Here is a 15,129-nt window from a genome sequence, read left to right on the forward strand (position 1 = left end):
ACTCAAAATCCGGTTCCGAAAGGAGTGTCGGTTCGACCCCGACCGCCCGCACCATCTATGCCCATAGGGCTTTTGTCAGTTCCGTCCCTGGAACGACCCGCGAACGTCGCGTGATCCTGTGTAAATCCTGTGTAGTGACGTTTCACGCCCTGTTGCGGGTCAGGGTCCGTTCAAGCGCGGTCATGGCGTCGTCAACGTGGGGATTGCTGACGTGGGTGTAGCGAAGCACCATTGGATCGTCTTGTGGCCGCTGATCTGTTGAACCGTCGCCAGCGGCGCGCCCTGCTCAACCAGTCGGGTGATGGCCGTGTGACGCATGACATGGGGCGTGTAGACCTTCGGGTTGAGGCCAGCCGCGATGACGGCGCGCTGAAACGCCTTGCTGAATTTCACAGTGTGTTCCGATCTTGAACGGCTGTGTCGGGCAGGAAAAATCCATCCTTCCTTGTCGTCGCGCTCTTGCCTGACCTGCCTCAGTGTAGCGAGGAGGCTCGCGGTCAGCGGTTGATGCCGCATCCCCGCCTTTGCGTCCGGGATGAAGAGCCTGCGCGTCGTCCAGTCGATCTGATCGAACCTGGCTGAGGTTGATCTCCGAATGTCGCATGGCGGTGTTCAGGCCGAACTCCACGAACAGCCAGAGGTCAGGGTGAGGGTCCAGTATTGCCGCCTGCCGGAGGGCAGCAATCTGATCGTCCTGAAGGGTCACGATCCGCCCTTGGGGCTCGTCCAGTTTCGGGATGCGGCACGGCACCTTCGCCAGGCGCTTCCGACGGACGGCAGTGGTCAACATGTGGCTAAGGGTGGCGAGGTCGCGGTTCACCGTTGCCGGGGATGAGCCCGCGTCCAGACGTGCACGGATGTATCGACCCACATGCTCCTCACTTAGGGTCTCGATGATTCGGTCCCCGAAGTAGGGCTTCAGGCGTTTCTTAATCTGGGGGCGCTTGCTCATCATGTTCTTGCCGTTCGTGTCCTCCATCTCCTGGAGATACCAGTCGGCGAGTTCGCTAAAGCGAAGCTGCGTTTTTCGCCCCGCAGGCAGTGACGAAGTCCCGAAGAGGATGTCGGCCTTCAAGGCTTCGATCCTGGCTTCGCACTTCTTGATCGTCCATCCTTCGCTGGAGAGGCCGAGGACGCGATGGATGCGCTTGCGATGGTGCATGAACTCCACTGTCCATCGCGTATCGCCTCGCAGCTTCTCTGCGACGATCCCATTCTCTCGGATAGATTGGCCGGGGGGCAGCTGGGCGATGGCTTGCGGCGTCAACTTTTGGAAGCGCCCTGCCATCAGATGGCGATTTCGCTGATCACGTCGCGGGTCGACTGGTTAGCTCCCAGCCGGGCGGCATTGATCGCGGACAACGCCGCTTGCCTTCTTTTGAGAACGGCGACCAACTCCCGGTCCAGCGCGTCCATGTCATCGGCGGGGATGTCGGCTTGGCGCTCAGCGTCGGTGCGGGCGTCAAGTCGTCGCGCGCCCGCCTGATCTTCACGCTCTCGCTTTATTCTGGCGATCTCGTCGTCCAGTTCTGCAACTTCTCGAAATTTCTCATCTCCGACGGGAACAGGGAGGACCTCCTGCGCCCATTCCAGCGCCTTGATGAGGCCGAAGTAGACAAAGGCGCTATCTTTGGTTCCCGCGCCGCCTTCAGCCTGTGAAAGGCGTCGCCCGATAGACAGCACGGTGTCCAGAACCGCCTCAAGATGGTGGAGTGAGCCGTCAGAGCCCTGCAGGCCCCTTACCAGCAGGAGTTCGGCCTCCTGACTAATGGACCGGCCAGCACGTTCCGCATGATCCTCCAGTGCGCGACGTGTCTCCACGGTGATGCGCGTCGTTAGGACTTCAGACTTGTCTGACAGTGGTCCTCTCCGCCGCCCTTTTCCCTTGTCCGCCATGCTCGCCTCCAGTTTATGACTTCATATTGAATACATGAGACTTGACTGCCGGGGCAACCCCTCGCATGATGGCTGCATGTTGAAGTCATGAAAGGAGGCGCGGTGAGCGGAGTAGGGTTTGAGCGGGCAGCCGTAAGGATGACCCCAGACGGGAGATTGACTCGTTCGGAAGCGGCCAAGTTCATTGGTGTAGCTGCACGGACCTTGGCCAACTGGCGGTCAAAGGGGGTCGGGCCGCGCCAAATTAAGGTTGGAGGACGGGTGTTTTATCGCCTCGACGACCTCCAGGTGTTCGTCGACGAATGCGGGGCGGCCTGACATGTTGCAACCAGTTGCAAAGGCTGGATGCTCGCGCACCATCGTCGGCACGGTCATGCCGTCGGTCCGGCCATTTGGGGCGAGACCTTCTTGCCGCTTAACGCCAATGGTCGAGGATCGAGCCGTCGATCTGGACGGTGATCTGCTCCAGCCCTTTGCACAGGAAGACCTTGGTGAAGGGTTTTCGTGCGTTGGAGCCACGAGACGCCTTGATGCGCCAGCCGCCCTTCACGTGCTCCCGGACCTTTACCACCATCGGGTGGGCCTCGAGGTCCAGACGCTTGACGACGTCCTCGTTCATCTTCAGCGCACCAGTCAGGCCGTCGAGGGAGGTGGGCTGGTTCTGCATCTCAGACACCAGCGACAGCGCCTGCGTGAAGAACGCCCGCAGGTGCGAAGGGTGGGTGCCCGTGATGTGCATGTAGGCCGCGCGATCCCGGAGGTCCTTGAACGCCTTGGAAGCAGGCGTAGACAGGATGCGTTCGATTTCCGCCCTAGAGGCGGGTTCTCTGTCTCGAACAGACGTCATGGTTCACCTCCGAGCACAGCGGCCACAAGAGGCGTGTTATTCACCGCCAGCACCTCCTCCGGCCAGAGCATGTCGGAACGACTCGTGCGACGCGGCCGTCGTGGGTCAGAGCATGGCAAGTTAAGTCGCCTTCAGCGCCGACGGCCGCCACAACGGCCAAGTCACCTCGCATGAAGACGGGTTGGTCGGCGGAACACCTGTCCGAGTAACCAACAACCACCACGACCTGGCCGTCCCGCATCGCTTCATCCTCCATGCCCGTGACCATAGGGGGAGGAGACAGGCTTGTCAAAGCTGAATTCGGCTCAACTATTTGATAAATAAGGTGAAACATACACATGAAGGTGCCGAACGATATCCGTCTGGATGCGGAGAATGGAGGCTTGGACATTGAAGCCGTCCGCCGCGAGGCTCGTGACCGCCTCAAGCGGTTCCAGAACGAGATCGAGAACAGACTTGCGGCGGCCGACCTCAGAGGTGCGAGACACAAACTGCACAAAATGATGCAGAACCGGTCCGTGCGGCTTCAGGCTCTTATCCTGGCGAATGCGAGAGTGCCCGCGCCGGAGCGCCTCGACCTCGTCGATCTCAGAGGGCTCATTGACACAGTCAAACCGATGACGCGAACCGCGTCCCCGCAGGCTTCGCCATTGAGAAATCTGATGGTGGCCGTCGTCCCGCATTCATGTTCGGGTTGGAGGATCGGGCCTGCGCCGTCCTGATCCGCGAAGCCCTCAAACCTTTCGCCCGCGCGCACCCTCGGTGGGCCTGTCATCCTGCACAGGTTCTGTTGAGCGGTGGGTTGCCCGCCGCGTGCGACCATCTCCGCCAGTCCTTGAACGCGGCCCCTTCCGGGGCAGTGTTCGTGCAGATCGACGCGAAACGGTTCTTCCCGTCAATCGCATGCGAAGGACTGGCGGGGATGACCGGACTTCCACCCGAAGTGATCCATCGGCATCTGTCGGTGAAGCACATGGATGTCCGGGGAAGACGCTCTCTCCAAAGTGCTCTCAGTGTGAATGAAGGCATTCAGAGGGGTGAGACACCCGCGCCATCTGGCGTGGGGCGTGAAGAAGGAGAGATGGCTCTGGGCGGTATCGCCACCGGCTCAGCGGCGTCTTCTCTCGTGGCCGAAATGGTGATGGGGCATATCCTGCGAGATGCGGGCAGCTTGCCGGGCCTCATCGCCTTGATCGTTTACTCCGACAACATCGGGGCGGTGGTCAGGTCACGGGAGGAGGCGCTTGCAGTTCAGGCAGCCGTCCTTGTTGCGTTCAATCGCTCCAGGGCAGGGCCATTCTCCGCCAGCAAGGTCTCGATCAAGGACGTTGCAACCGGTTTCAACTTCCTCGGCTACCGATGGCGACGACAGGAAGGCACGGTCCATGTTGAACCGTCTCGGCTGCGTCACGAGCGTTGGGAGATGGCATTCGGCAACGACCTCATGTTCGCGTTGTCGGGTGATGATGCTGCGGCCTTCGACCACCTTCGGAGTAGGCTTCAGGCTACGCACACAGTAAGTCGGCTTGGGCCGGTCGGAGCAAGTTTGTGGCGCGGTGGGAGGGTCGCATCACCGACTACGAGAAGCTGGTTCGTAGACGGGTAAACACTTTGGGGTGGAGGACCGAGAGCTGCCTTTAGCAGCCTTTGAGGCTCGACGTGGCTGTTCTGCGACAGGCGGCCGCCCCCCCCGAATCCTACTGTTAGGCAAACTCGTCCGCAGAAAGCCTAGCCTGCTCCAGCACTAGTTCGATGGCATGAGGCTCCAGATCAGGCGGGTAGCCGAACTTGCGGAGCAACTGCTTCACCTGTCGCCGCATGTCCGCCCGGACACTCTCCTTCCGAGTCCAGTCGATGGTAACGCTGGCACGGATGCGCCTAGCGATCTCCTGAGCGAGCACGCGAAGCTGATCATTCCCTAGCAAATCCATCGCGCTCTTGTTCTCGGCGAGCGCGCAGTAGAACGCATACTCTTCATCGCTCAGCCCCAACGCCTGCCCCCGGCCCACCGCATCGCGCATCGACTTGGCCAAATCGATCAGTTCCTGGATCACCTGAAGGCTGTCCACGGCGCGGTTGTGATAGCGGGCCATGGAAGCTTCGAGCCGATCTGAGAAGCGGCGGGCCTCGGCAGCGTTCTTCCGTTCACGGCCCTTCACCTCGCCCGCTAGTAGTTTCCTAAGCGCCTCGATGGCGAGGTTCTTCTGGTCCATCTTCTGGACGTCGGCCAGGAACTCGTCGGACAGCAAGCTGATGTCGGCCCGGTCCATGCCCGCGACCCTAAAGACATCGAGAATGCCGTCAGCGACCACTGCGCGGGAGAGAAGCTGGTTCAGGTCGTGGTCGATCTCGGCCGCATCCTTACGACCTCCCGTATGCTTGATGAGGTTGGCCCGGATCGCGGTGAACAGTGCAATGTCGTCTCGCAGCCGGGCTGCTGTTTCGGTGCCCCCTGCCAGTGCAAAAGCCGTCACCATCCGAGCCGCCATGTCGAGATAGCGACGTCTGCCGTCTTTGACTGACAGGACGTAATCGATGCAGTCGCGCAGGACTTTCAACTTGCCCGCCGGTCCTTCAGTGAAGAAGGTCCGCCACCGCACGTCGTTGAGCATGGCGATGATCGCCTCATGCTCGGCCAGCAACAGCCGCGCCGCCGCATCCTGATCAACGCCAGCCTTCTGCTGATCGCGCGCGCTGAAGGTGGCCAGCGCAGCCTTCAACTCCGCGCCGATGCCGAGGTAATCGACGACGAGACCGCCCGGCTTGTCGCCGAAGACGCGGTTCACGCGCGAGATCGCCTGGATCAGCCCATGGCCGCGCATCGGCTTGTCCACGTAAAGGGTATGCAGGCTCGGCGCGTCGAACCCGGTCAGCCACATGTCTCGGACGATGACGAGATCGAACTCCGAGGACGGCTCCTTGAACCGGTCGGCCAGCTTGCGCAGACGTCCCTTGTTCCGGATGTGCGGCTGATACTCCGGCGGATCGCCCGCGCTGCCGGTCATGACGACCTTCAGCATCCCTGCCCCATCCTCTGATCCGGCCCAATCAGGGCGTAGCGCGACGATGGCCTCGAACAGAGCAACGCAGATGCGACGGCTCATGGCGACGATCATCGCCTTGCCGCCTCCCATCGCCTCTCGCCGCTGCTCGAAATGCTCGACAATGTCGGCTGCGATCAGATCCACTCGTTCGTGAGCCCCGACCAGAGCCTCAAGCCGGGACCATCGTCCCTTATGCTTCTCCGCCTCGGTGGTCTCCTCGGTTTCGAGCACCGTATCCGCGCCTTCGTCTAGTGCGGCCTTGGCCTCCTCGTTCAACCGAAGCTGGGCCAGCCGGGCCGTGTAGTAGATCGGGACCGTAGCTCCATCCTCGACGGACTGGGCGATGTCATAGGTGTCGATCTGATCGCCGAAGACGGTCTGTGTATTCCGGTCGGCGGTCTCGATCGGCGTGCCAGTGAAACCGATGAAGGTGGCGTGCGGCAGGGCGTCTCGGATGTGCTGGGCAAAGCCGCCGGAGGTCAGGACGGCGGTCTCTCCCCGCACCGTCACTCGCGACACGAAGCCATACTGGGTCCGGTGGGCTTCGTCAGCGACCACGATGATGTTCCGGCGGTCGGAGAGTTCAGGAAACGACGCCTCGCCCGCGACCAAGCCGAACTTCTGCATGGTCGTGAACACGATGCCGCCCGACGCTCGCCCAAGGGCAGTCCGGAGATCATCGCGGCCATCGACCGCCGACGGTGTGGTGGCGAACAGGTCCGGATGGGCGCAGAAAGTGTCGAACAGCTGGTCGTCCAGATCATTGCGATCCGTGACCATTACGACCGTCGGGTTCTCCAGTTCCGGCGCGCGCTCCAGGCGGCTGGCGTAGAGCGCCATGGTGAAACTCTTGCCCGACCCAGTGGAGTGCCAGACCACGCCAGCCTTGCGATCCCCGGTCGGGCGGGACGCCGCGATGGTCGCGGCCATGGCTTTTCTGACCGCGTGGAACTGGTGATAACCCGCGACCTTCTTGGCCTTCGCTGCGCCGTCCTTCACCTCATAGGTCTGCCCCAGCGCCGCGAGTTCGAGGAAGCGGGACTTGTCGAACACCCCCCGGATGAGGATATCCAGATCGAGACCGTCAGCGAGGTCTTCGCCGTCGATGGTCCGCCACGGCGTGTAGCGGTCCATTCCGGAGGTCAGAGCGCCGATCTTGGCGTCCAGTCCGTCGCTGATCACCATCACTGCGTTGAAGCGGAAAAGGGCCGGGATGCGCTCGCGGTAGGTCTGAAGCTGATTGAAGGCGCTGCGCATCGTCGCCTGATGGTTGGTCGGGTCCTTCAGTTCGACCACGCCCAACGGCAGACCGTTGACGAAGGCGAGGACGTCCGGACGCCGTTCGTCCTGTCCGACGATGGTGAACTGGTTCACCGCGAGGAAGTCGTTGCGCTCCGGATCGGCCAGATCGACGACCTGAACCTTCAGCGTCCGAGCGTCTGCGCCCTCGCGCACCTCGACGTCCACCCCGTCGCGCAACAGGCGCAGGAAACGTCGGTTGTTCTCCAGCGGGTCCTGACTGGCGTCGGCGGCAATGATCCGCGCGGCCTGGTCCAGCGCCTCGGGGGGCAGGTCTGGATTGATGACTTGAAGCGCCTGCCGGAGACGACCTTTCAGAACCACTTCGCGATGGTCCGCACGGCCGCCGGGCGCGTCCGGCGCGAGGTATGAACCGTGCATGACGGACCAGCCCAGATCGCCGAGCCATCCGAGCGCGGCCTGTTCGACATGATCTTCGTAGAACGCCTTGCCAGCGGACGAGGAGCCGGTCGGATAGACGAAGTCGCTCATGGTCTCCCCCTTGCCAGACCCGCCGCTATTCCGCCGCCGCCTCACCCAACGCGCCACTGACGGCAGTGGGGGGGCGTTCGACCTGCCAAACCTTGGCGGCCAAGTCGGTCAGCATTTTCGCTCGACGCTTCACGGCGTCGCGGTCCCACTTGTCGAATGGGGTGAACGTGGAAACGGCCCGGTCGATGGCAGTGTTCTTTCCAACCTCGACGACCTGCGAGATCGACCTGGTCAGCAGATGCTGGCTGCTCGGATAGACCTCACGCTTAAGGGGCCTCAAATGCATCAGGTCCCCGTCCGGAGCAGAGTAGGGCTTGTTCCCAAGAGAATGATTGATGGCCGCCTCGGCCAAGGCGAGGTTGCCGACCGACCAGATCACCTCCGGCTCGTCCGCCCCTGGTCCAAAGGCTGCGCGGACCTCATCGCGAGGCGTCTGAGGCGTGATGTGCTCGATATGGTTGGCGGCGCTGTCGCAATAGCGGCTCAACCACACGTGGCCCTGCGACGTCGCGCCGAACCCCGCCTGATCCACGGCCTGCGTCAGCCTTGCCACTAGGTATCGCTGTTGGAACTTCCGTAACCCGTTAACGCGCATAGCCGGAAACTCCCGATGGAACCGCTCGGCCAGTTCCTGCCGACGCTTGTTGAAGGTCGAGGCTGAGAAGGGTTCATACGCCTCAAGCGTCTTGATTTCTGCGAGCCGTTGCGCCCAAGCGGGGAACAGAACCTCGAACTCACGGTAGTTTTGTCCCGTGACGAGGAAGGCGAACATCAGGTTCTCCGCATCGCGACAGACTGCCGAGAATACTTCATCAGGCAGATCGCGCGCGGCGAGCAGCAAGATCATATGCTGCCGCGTCGCTTTTCCGGCCAATAGCTGCACCGCTTCCATGGCGGGATGAGGTTTGCCGTTCACATCCCGCCCGCTCATGAAGTTGAGATAAGCGGTGGCGGCCTCATTCAGGCTGTCTACAAATCCTGCAGGGTCCGCCGCATAACCGACCTTGCCTTCGTTCTTCAGCAGCCAGGAATAGAGTTCGTCCTCACGTAGCTTTTGCTCGCCATAGGCAGAAAGAATGACGTAGCGGAGGAAGCGGAGAGGCTTTTCACCTGCCCCGTGCAGGGCATCGATCAGCGTCTTCCAGCCGACCTTCAAGGCGTCGAACTCCGACTTCTGGGCCTTCATGAAGAGAAGGTTCTTCAAGAGGTCCATGGCGTCGAGACCGACACCACGATCATTGATTGTCTCGAAAATTTTCAACGCCCGCGCCAGACTGTCGGTCCGCACGCGGATCAGCTTCACCCGGTTATTGAGATAGCCGAAGAACTTGCGCAGCTCGATCACGTCGTCTTTGAACTCCTTCTCGTAGAAGGCAGTCGCCGTGTCGTAGGCGGTCATGATGTTGGCCATCGAACGGGTCCAGGTCTTTGGCTCCGGGACCTTGCGCTCCACCAGACCCGCCAGCAGTTTGCCCGCGTCCTTGTATTGGAGGTCGAGCCGGACCTCGAATGTCTCCCGGCCTTGATCATCTACCTTCTGCGTGGCCAGCAAGGCGTCAACGGCGGCATGTTGCGTTTCCCCGAGGGCCTGAAGGCGATCCCGATAGGCGCACAGGATCACGAACAGCGTCGTCATCCGTTGCTGCCCGTCGATCAGATCGAGACGACCTGCCGCTCCAGTGCAAGTGACGATGGACCCGACGAAATAGTCGGTGTCGGGGGCGTCAGCCTGTTCCGCTCGAACATCATCCAGAAGCTGCCTGATCTGGTCTTCTTCCCACACATATTCCCGCTGGTAGTCGGGGACTGCATAGAAGTCCTTGAGCGCATCACCGACGCTGAGGTCATTGCTCTCGATAGTCGCCATCTCTTCGGCCCCTCACGACGCTCTGTCTTGGCTCGCATCCCGCGTCGGCTGAATGTGGCGTGCGCTTCCTTGACCCGGAGTGAAGCTGGCGTTGCAACCGGTTGCAACTTCACGTGTGGGTTTTTGGCTCACCGATTCACGCCTAACCGACTTGTGGATCACATTTCACTTTTTGTGAGAAACAAGCCGCGTTGTATAGCGTGGGTGATCCTCAAAACGCCGGACGCCCCTCGGCGAGATTGAGGAGTTCGGAGAAGGCGAACACCGCCGCCCGGCGGCCAGCGGCGGGACGCACTTCCCGCAATAGCCCGTTGTCACGCACGATACGCAGGATGCGGGTCGCCGTGGGGCGGGGAATATCGGCGCTTTCCACGAAGTCAGAGGACTTGAAGATCGGACGCGAAAACATCCAGTCCAGCGCGCGAACCGCATATTGCGAATGGGTGACGTCGGCGATCCAGTCCTTCCGGACCCGGTAAAGGTCCAAGATCGCGGTCGCCTTGGTCTGGTTGGTCTCGGCCTGGGTGATCAGCCCGCGCAGGAAAAACTCGCACCAGCCGGTCCAGTCGCCGTCGCGAGAAATCGCCAGCAGACGGTCGTAATACTCGTCCCGATGGCTCTCCAGATATTCGCTGAGATAGAAGTTCGGGCGCGTCAGCAGCCCCTCGCTGAACAGGAACAGCGGCACGATGAGGCGACCCAGCCGCCCGTTCCCATCAAGGAAGGGGTGGATCGCTTCGAACTCGGCGTGGAGCACGGCCAGTTGGACCAGCTTGTCCGGGATGGCCGGGGCCTCAGCGTGCAAATAGGCTTCCCACGCGTCCATGGCCTCCGCCAGTTGATCGGCCCCCACCGGAACGAACCGCGCGGTCTCGACCGCGCATCCCTCTGGACCGATCCAATTCGGGATGCGGCGATACTCGCCGGGGTCCTTGTTGCGTCCCCGCACGCCCTGCATCAGCACCTCATGGGTGCGCTTGATCAGCCGCTGTGACAGGGGCAACTCGTCCATCAGCCGCGTCGCCTCGGCCAAGGCCGCGCGGTAGTTCAGCACTTCGCGGATGTCGGCCTTCTTCGGCGTGCTCTCGTCCGCCGCACCGTCTTCGGCCTCGAACTCCAGCACCTCGCCGAGCGTCGCCTGCGTGCCTTCGATCCGGCTGGACAGAACGGCTTCCTGCGTCGTCAGGGGAGACAGCAGGACATTGGGATTGGGAACGCCATGCAACACGCCTTCGTAACGAGCGATGGCGGCGTTGGCCGGACCGATCAGGGGCAGCAGCCGGGGCCAGTCCAGATCGGGTGGGGGAAAGCCTCCCTGGTGATAGAGCACGGGCATCAGGCGACCTCCTCCAGCATCGCCTCTGCGTCCTTCACCCGGATCGCGCCGGACATCAGCTTCGGAAGTAGAAGGTCACGAAGCGCCGCCAGAGTGCGCGACTGTTCTCGGAGGCTGGTATGAAGTTCCCGCATGGGAGACAACACAGACGCTAGTTCATGCTGGGATGCCGGAAAGACTGGCATCGACATTCGTCGTTGGTCTTTCAACGACACATACGGAGCCATATCCGTTTGACCAGAAACCAGGTCAATCTGCACCAGCAGGTCGCGGCTACACATCCAATGAAACAGGATCAGGGGGTGAACGGCGACATGATCCAATGAACGCCAGAAACACACCTGCGGCGAATATATGAACGAAGGGGTTGTGGATTCGACCCTGGCGAAACGCCCCACCGTTCCTTTGGAAGTAAACGCAACGTCACCCGCCATAGACCTCTTTCGTCCCGCCTTCCTAACCGCCTCGGCTCCCAACATCTCAGCGGACCCGACGTCAAATCCCCCATTCAACTGAGCGGCTCTAAGGAACGGCAGGCCGTCGGGACCGAAGTCTCGTGATTGCGCACGAAATCCATCTCCAATTTCGACCATCGACCGCCCTTCGAGATCGGCGATCAAGGCCCGAGAGCCACCCACCAGATTTGCCTTTGCCCACTCGTCGAAGAGGCTTTGAGCCAACTGACTAATGGTTCCGTTGGTGCGGCTGTTGGCTTCGATTTTGTTGTCGATAGCGCCGAGCAGGCCCGAGATCGCCTTTTGCTCCTCCAACGAGGGAAGAGGGAGTGGAAACGACGGAAAGTCCTTCAACGCGAGGCGGTCCACCGTCGCGCCGGGGATCGTTCGACTCCGCAGTAACTCCTGAAAGGCCGGAGACAGATAGGTATAGAGAAAGAAGCGCGGATCGAGGCGTGAGCGGTCGGCTCGAACCAGGCCCATCCGCCGTCCCAGGCAACAATTCAACCCGTCCGGTATAAGCGCGGCTTGGCCCAGTCGCGTCTCATAGGAAAACACGACATCGCCCGGCTCCGGCTTGACCCTTCGGGTCCATTTCTCGAACACCTCTGGCGTCACGTGCCGTGTTTCAGAGAGGACAATGCGACCCTCCTGAAGGGCGCTAATGCCGAGAAAAATCGGGCCCGTATCGACTGTCTCGGGGGTTGCGTGAGGACCGTCAAAGACCTTCGCAACCTCGCCAATTGTTACGCTTGGCCAGCTATGCATTGTCGTTCAACCGCTCAAGCTGGCGTAAGATGTCCCCCGATAGCCGTTCCGCCTCAGCGAACTGCCGCGTGAGATCGCCCTTCAGGTTCATGAAGCTAAAATCGAACGGCTCAGATGGCTGTTCATTCTGGGCCGTTCCGACATATCGACTGGGCGTAAGCACAAAGCTGCTATCCGCGATCTCTTGGTTAGGCACTGAACGACAGAAACCCGCCTGATCGCGGTAGTCGTCTCGTCCTTCACGCCACGCGTGATAGGTTTCGGCCACCTTTCCTATGTCTGACTCATTGAAAACCCGCAGCACGCGCCCTTCCATCTGGCCAAGTTGACGGGCGTCGATGAAGAGAGTTTCGCCGCGTCGATCTCGCAGTTTCAGGTCTTTGAGGATGCCGTTGGACTTGTCCCTTGCCAAGAACCACAGACAGACGGGTATCTGCGTCGTGTAGAAGAGCTGATTGGGAAGGGCCACCATACAGTCGATCAGGTCGGCCTCGATCAGCGCCCGCCGAATTTCGCCCTCGCCAGACTGGCTTGCGCTCATCGAGCCGTTTGCCATGACGAAGCCCGCCAGGCCATGAGGGGCCAAATGGTGAATGAAGTGCTGTATCCAGGCGTAGTTAGCGTTGCTGGTCGGGGGTGGTGGACCATACTTCCAGCGTAAATCGTTTCTGCGCCGTTCGCCGCCCCAGTCGCTATCGTTGAAAGGCGGATTGGCCAGGACGAAGTCAGCCTTCAGGTCGGGGAACAGGTCGTCGTGGAAGCTATCGGCGTTGCGGGCACCCAAGTTCGCGTCGATGCCCCGGATGGCGAGGTTCATCTTGGCCAGTCGCCAAGTCGTGGGATTGCTCTCCTGACCATAGATCGAGATGTCGCCCAGACGCCCGCCGTGGGCTTCTACGAACCGTTCCGACTGCACGAACATGCCGCCTGATCCACAGCAGGGGTCGTAGACCCGGCCCTTAAAAGGTTGGAGCATCTCGACCAGCACATTGACCACGCAGGCGGGGGTATAGAACTGTCCTCCGCTCTTACCCTCCGCCGCCGCGAAGCGACCGAGGAAATACTCGTAGACCCGGCCCAGGACGTCCTGACCGCCGTTGGCTTCGGGCAGTGTGTCGATGTCGGCCAGCAGGTTGATGACCCCGGCCAGGCTGGTCTTGTTCAGATCGGCGCGGGCGTAGTTCTTCGGCAGGACGTCCTTCAGCGAGGCGTTTTCCCGCTCTATGGCATACATGGCGTCATCAACGATCTGGCCGATCTGCGGCTGGGGGGCGTTTGCCTGAACGTGCGCCCAGCGCGCCTCCTTGGGCACCCAGAAGACGTTGTCGGCCAGATACTCGTCGCGATCCTCCGGATCGGCGTGAGGCGTCTCCAGAACCTTGGCCCGCTGACGCTCGAAGCGGTCGGAGATGAACTTCAGGAAGATCAGGCCGAGGACAACGTGCTTGTATTCCGCCGCGTCCATGTTCGAGCGCAGTTTGTCCGCCGCCGCGAACAGCGTGGCCTCGAACCCCAGTTTGGTCTTGTTGGACTTCTCGCCCCCGTCCTTGCGCGGCCTGCCCCGAGCCATCGTCTTATCCCCCGTCACGCGAAATGCACTGGCCGGTGGTTTGCAGGCGGCCGACCCCGGTGGTCAAGGACAGACCGTGCCTTGGCTCATTCGGGTGCAGGCACCGGCGTGAAGGTCGAGCCGACCCAGTAGCCGATTTCGGCGTCATCGGGCGTCTCCAGCGTGTAGTAGGTGTATTCGCTGCCCCGATACCACTCATATTGAGAGCGCCGAAAACGCATCGGGGAGAGCACAGGGCGGACGCTCTCCTCGAACCGAGCGATGTTTCGGTTCGCGGCGAATATCCCCGCGATGAAGCGGATCGTGCGATTGCCACCGCCTTGGACGATGATGTCCATGTCGTTCTCCCAGACCGCTTGATCCTTGATCGCTCCATAGCCCGCGCGCATCGCCGGGAAGGCTGCGGTCTGCTTCTGAACCATTGTCCGCCGCAACTCCGCCATGGCCTCACGAACCTGCGGGTCAGAGGCGAACGCCTCGCCATCGCGCAGCAGGCGCGCGGCAGTGTTCAGCGTCTCCAAATTCAGGTTGATGACCAGTTCGGTCTCGGGCCTGCCTGTGAACACCGCCTCGACCATCGGAAGGGTCTCGTTCAGCCGCGCGATGTAGCCGTTGATCTCGCCCCTTACCCTCGCGTCCTCGGCGGCGGCGGTCGCGCGGTCAAACAGGGGACGGAGAGAACCTCCCTCCGCAACGTCTTCGCGTAAGCGTCTGTCGTCGAGTTTGCGCAGCGCGGAACGAGTGCTTTCGACCGTTCCTTCACTGATCAGTCCTTCGATCTCAGCGACCTGTTCGGCGCGGTCCTCGGCACTATCAGCACCACGAGATTCGGTCTCTGTCCCGGCACCTGATCCTGTCTCAGCAGGTAATCCGACGGAGGTGCCTATTACCGCGAACACGAATGCAACCACGAACGAGGTCACGGGCGGAACCCACATTGGCATGTAGAAAGTGGCCCTACGCCGGATCAGGCTGACGACAGGAGGCAGCACGGCCAACCCCGCAATCGCGAGACCGATCCCCAAGATGGGAGAGCCGCCCGACGGGTCAGAGACAGCCCCGACCAAGCCAATCAGGATCAGCAACACCCCGATGATCCATGACAAGACGCGCGCGGCCTTACGACCTGGCCCGACTTTCTCAGGTGCTGCGTGTGACATCGACTTCCCCCCAGAAGCAAAATAAGCGGCGCTAGACAAACACATCAACTATCGAGCGCAAACCGAAAGTTGGTACCAGGCCAGCACTACCCGGCGGGGCTGTGCTTGGCCTCAGCGCGCTGCGGCGTCGGATGTCTCTCGCGCCGGGGGTTGTGAAGCGAACACGTGGCTGCAACCGGGTGCAAAGACTTAGTGCCGGGCCTCGGGCAGGGCTCTCTGTGTAAATCCTGTGGAACCGCGTCCGTGATTTCACGTGACGACGAAGTTCCGACCGGGTCGCTCAGTGACATCACGCCGGAGCAGGACCCTTGCGCCACAGGGGTTGGATGGGGTTGGCGGGAATGCCGGTGATCATCCGGTAACCCCGCTCCACGGCACTCAAAATCCGGTTCCGA

The 15,129-nt window shown here is 61.5% G+C and carries 11 protein-coding genes and 1 pseudogene; 2 read left to right on the forward strand and 10 right to left on the reverse strand.

Annotated elements, in window-relative coordinates; translation table 11 throughout:
• Positions 1-291: 291 nt before the first annotated feature.
• Both MBEBAB_RS18720 and MBEBAB_RS12730 read right to left on the reverse strand, forming a co-directional pair.
• Positions 292-597, reverse strand: a pseudogene (locus MBEBAB_RS18720) (tyrosine-type recombinase/integrase); the annotation flags it as partial.
• 690 nt (positions 598-1,287) lie between these two features.
• On the reverse strand, positions 1,288-1,896 hold the full coding sequence (locus tag MBEBAB_RS12730; RefSeq protein WP_148291552.1) for a hypothetical protein: 609 nt from the start codon (positions 1,894-1,896) through the stop codon (positions 1,288-1,290).
• 138 nt (positions 1,897-2,034) lie between these two features.
• Between MBEBAB_RS12730 and MBEBAB_RS18725 the strand changes: the two genes are divergently transcribed.
• Positions 2,035-2,214 (forward strand): helix-turn-helix transcriptional regulator, encoded by a 180-nt coding sequence (locus MBEBAB_RS18725; RefSeq protein WP_045319350.1) that lies wholly within the window; start codon positions 2,035-2,037, stop codon positions 2,212-2,214.
• Between the two features lie 97 nt (positions 2,215-2,311).
• Here MBEBAB_RS18725 and MBEBAB_RS12740 read toward each other — a convergent pair whose 3' ends face one another.
• Both MBEBAB_RS12740 and MBEBAB_RS16330 read right to left on the reverse strand, forming a co-directional pair.
• Positions 2,312-2,743 carry a hypothetical protein gene (locus MBEBAB_RS12740; RefSeq protein ID WP_148291553.1) on the reverse strand — a complete coding sequence of 144 codons (432 nt, stop codon included), beginning with the start codon at positions 2,741-2,743 and terminating at the stop codon, positions 2,312-2,314.
• Between the two features lie 305 nt (positions 2,744-3,048).
• Positions 3,049-3,426: a hypothetical protein gene (locus MBEBAB_RS16330; RefSeq protein ID WP_148291554.1), complete on the reverse strand. Its 378-nt coding sequence runs from the start codon at positions 3,424-3,426 to the stop codon at positions 3,049-3,051.
• A 182-nt stretch (positions 3,427-3,608) separates the two neighbouring features.
• On the opposite strand from MBEBAB_RS16330, the gene MBEBAB_RS12755 reads away from it, so the two are divergent.
• The gene (locus tag MBEBAB_RS12755) at positions 3,609-4,349 is read left to right on the forward strand and encodes an RNA-dependent RNA polymerase family protein (protein WP_148291555.1); all 741 of its coding nucleotides are present in this window, start codon (positions 3,609-3,611) and stop codon (positions 4,347-4,349) included.
• Between the two features lie 97 nt (positions 4,350-4,446).
• Here the strand turns inward: MBEBAB_RS12755 and MBEBAB_RS12760 are convergent, their stop codons facing one another.
• The 6 genes from MBEBAB_RS12760 to MBEBAB_RS12785 all read right to left on the reverse strand — a co-directional run bounded on the left by MBEBAB_RS12760 (position 4,447) and on the right by MBEBAB_RS12785 (position 14,779).
• The gene (locus MBEBAB_RS12760) at positions 4,447-7,578 is read right to left on the reverse strand and encodes a type I restriction endonuclease subunit R (RefSeq protein ID WP_021698406.1); all 3,132 of its coding nucleotides are present in this window, start codon (positions 7,576-7,578) and stop codon (positions 4,447-4,449) included.
• Between the two features lie 25 nt (positions 7,579-7,603).
• A complete protein-coding gene (locus tag MBEBAB_RS12765) occupies positions 7,604-9,445 on the reverse strand; it encodes a DUF262 domain-containing protein (RefSeq protein ID WP_021698407.1) in 1,842 nt (613 codons plus the stop codon).
• 211 nt (positions 9,446-9,656) lie between these two features.
• Positions 9,657-10,781, reverse strand: coding sequence for a Fic family protein (locus MBEBAB_RS12770; RefSeq protein ID WP_021698408.1), 1,125 nt, complete (start codon positions 10,779-10,781; stop codon positions 9,657-9,659).
• On the reverse strand, positions 10,781-12,004 hold the full coding sequence (locus MBEBAB_RS15285) for a restriction endonuclease subunit S (RefSeq protein WP_081703534.1): 1,224 nt from the start codon (positions 12,002-12,004) through the stop codon (positions 10,781-10,783). The genes MBEBAB_RS12770 and MBEBAB_RS15285 overlap by 1 nt, the downstream gene beginning before the upstream one ends.
• Complete coding sequence (locus tag MBEBAB_RS12780; RefSeq protein WP_021698410.1) at positions 11,997-13,574, reverse strand: class I SAM-dependent DNA methyltransferase; 1,578 nt, start codon at positions 13,572-13,574, stop codon at positions 11,997-11,999. The genes MBEBAB_RS15285 and MBEBAB_RS12780 overlap by 8 nt, the downstream gene beginning before the upstream one ends.
• 86 nt (positions 13,575-13,660) lie before the next feature.
• Positions 13,661-14,779, reverse strand: a complete 1,119-nt coding sequence (locus MBEBAB_RS12785; RefSeq protein ID WP_507725562.1) for a DUF8108 domain-containing protein — start codon at positions 14,777-14,779, stop codon at positions 13,661-13,663.
• Between the last annotated feature and the right edge of the window lie 350 nt (positions 14,780-15,129).

This window comes from Brevundimonas abyssalis TAR-001, assembly GCF_000466985.1.
In the GTDB taxonomy this organism is placed as follows: Bacteria; Pseudomonadota; Alphaproteobacteria; order Caulobacterales; family Caulobacteraceae; genus Brevundimonas; species Brevundimonas abyssalis.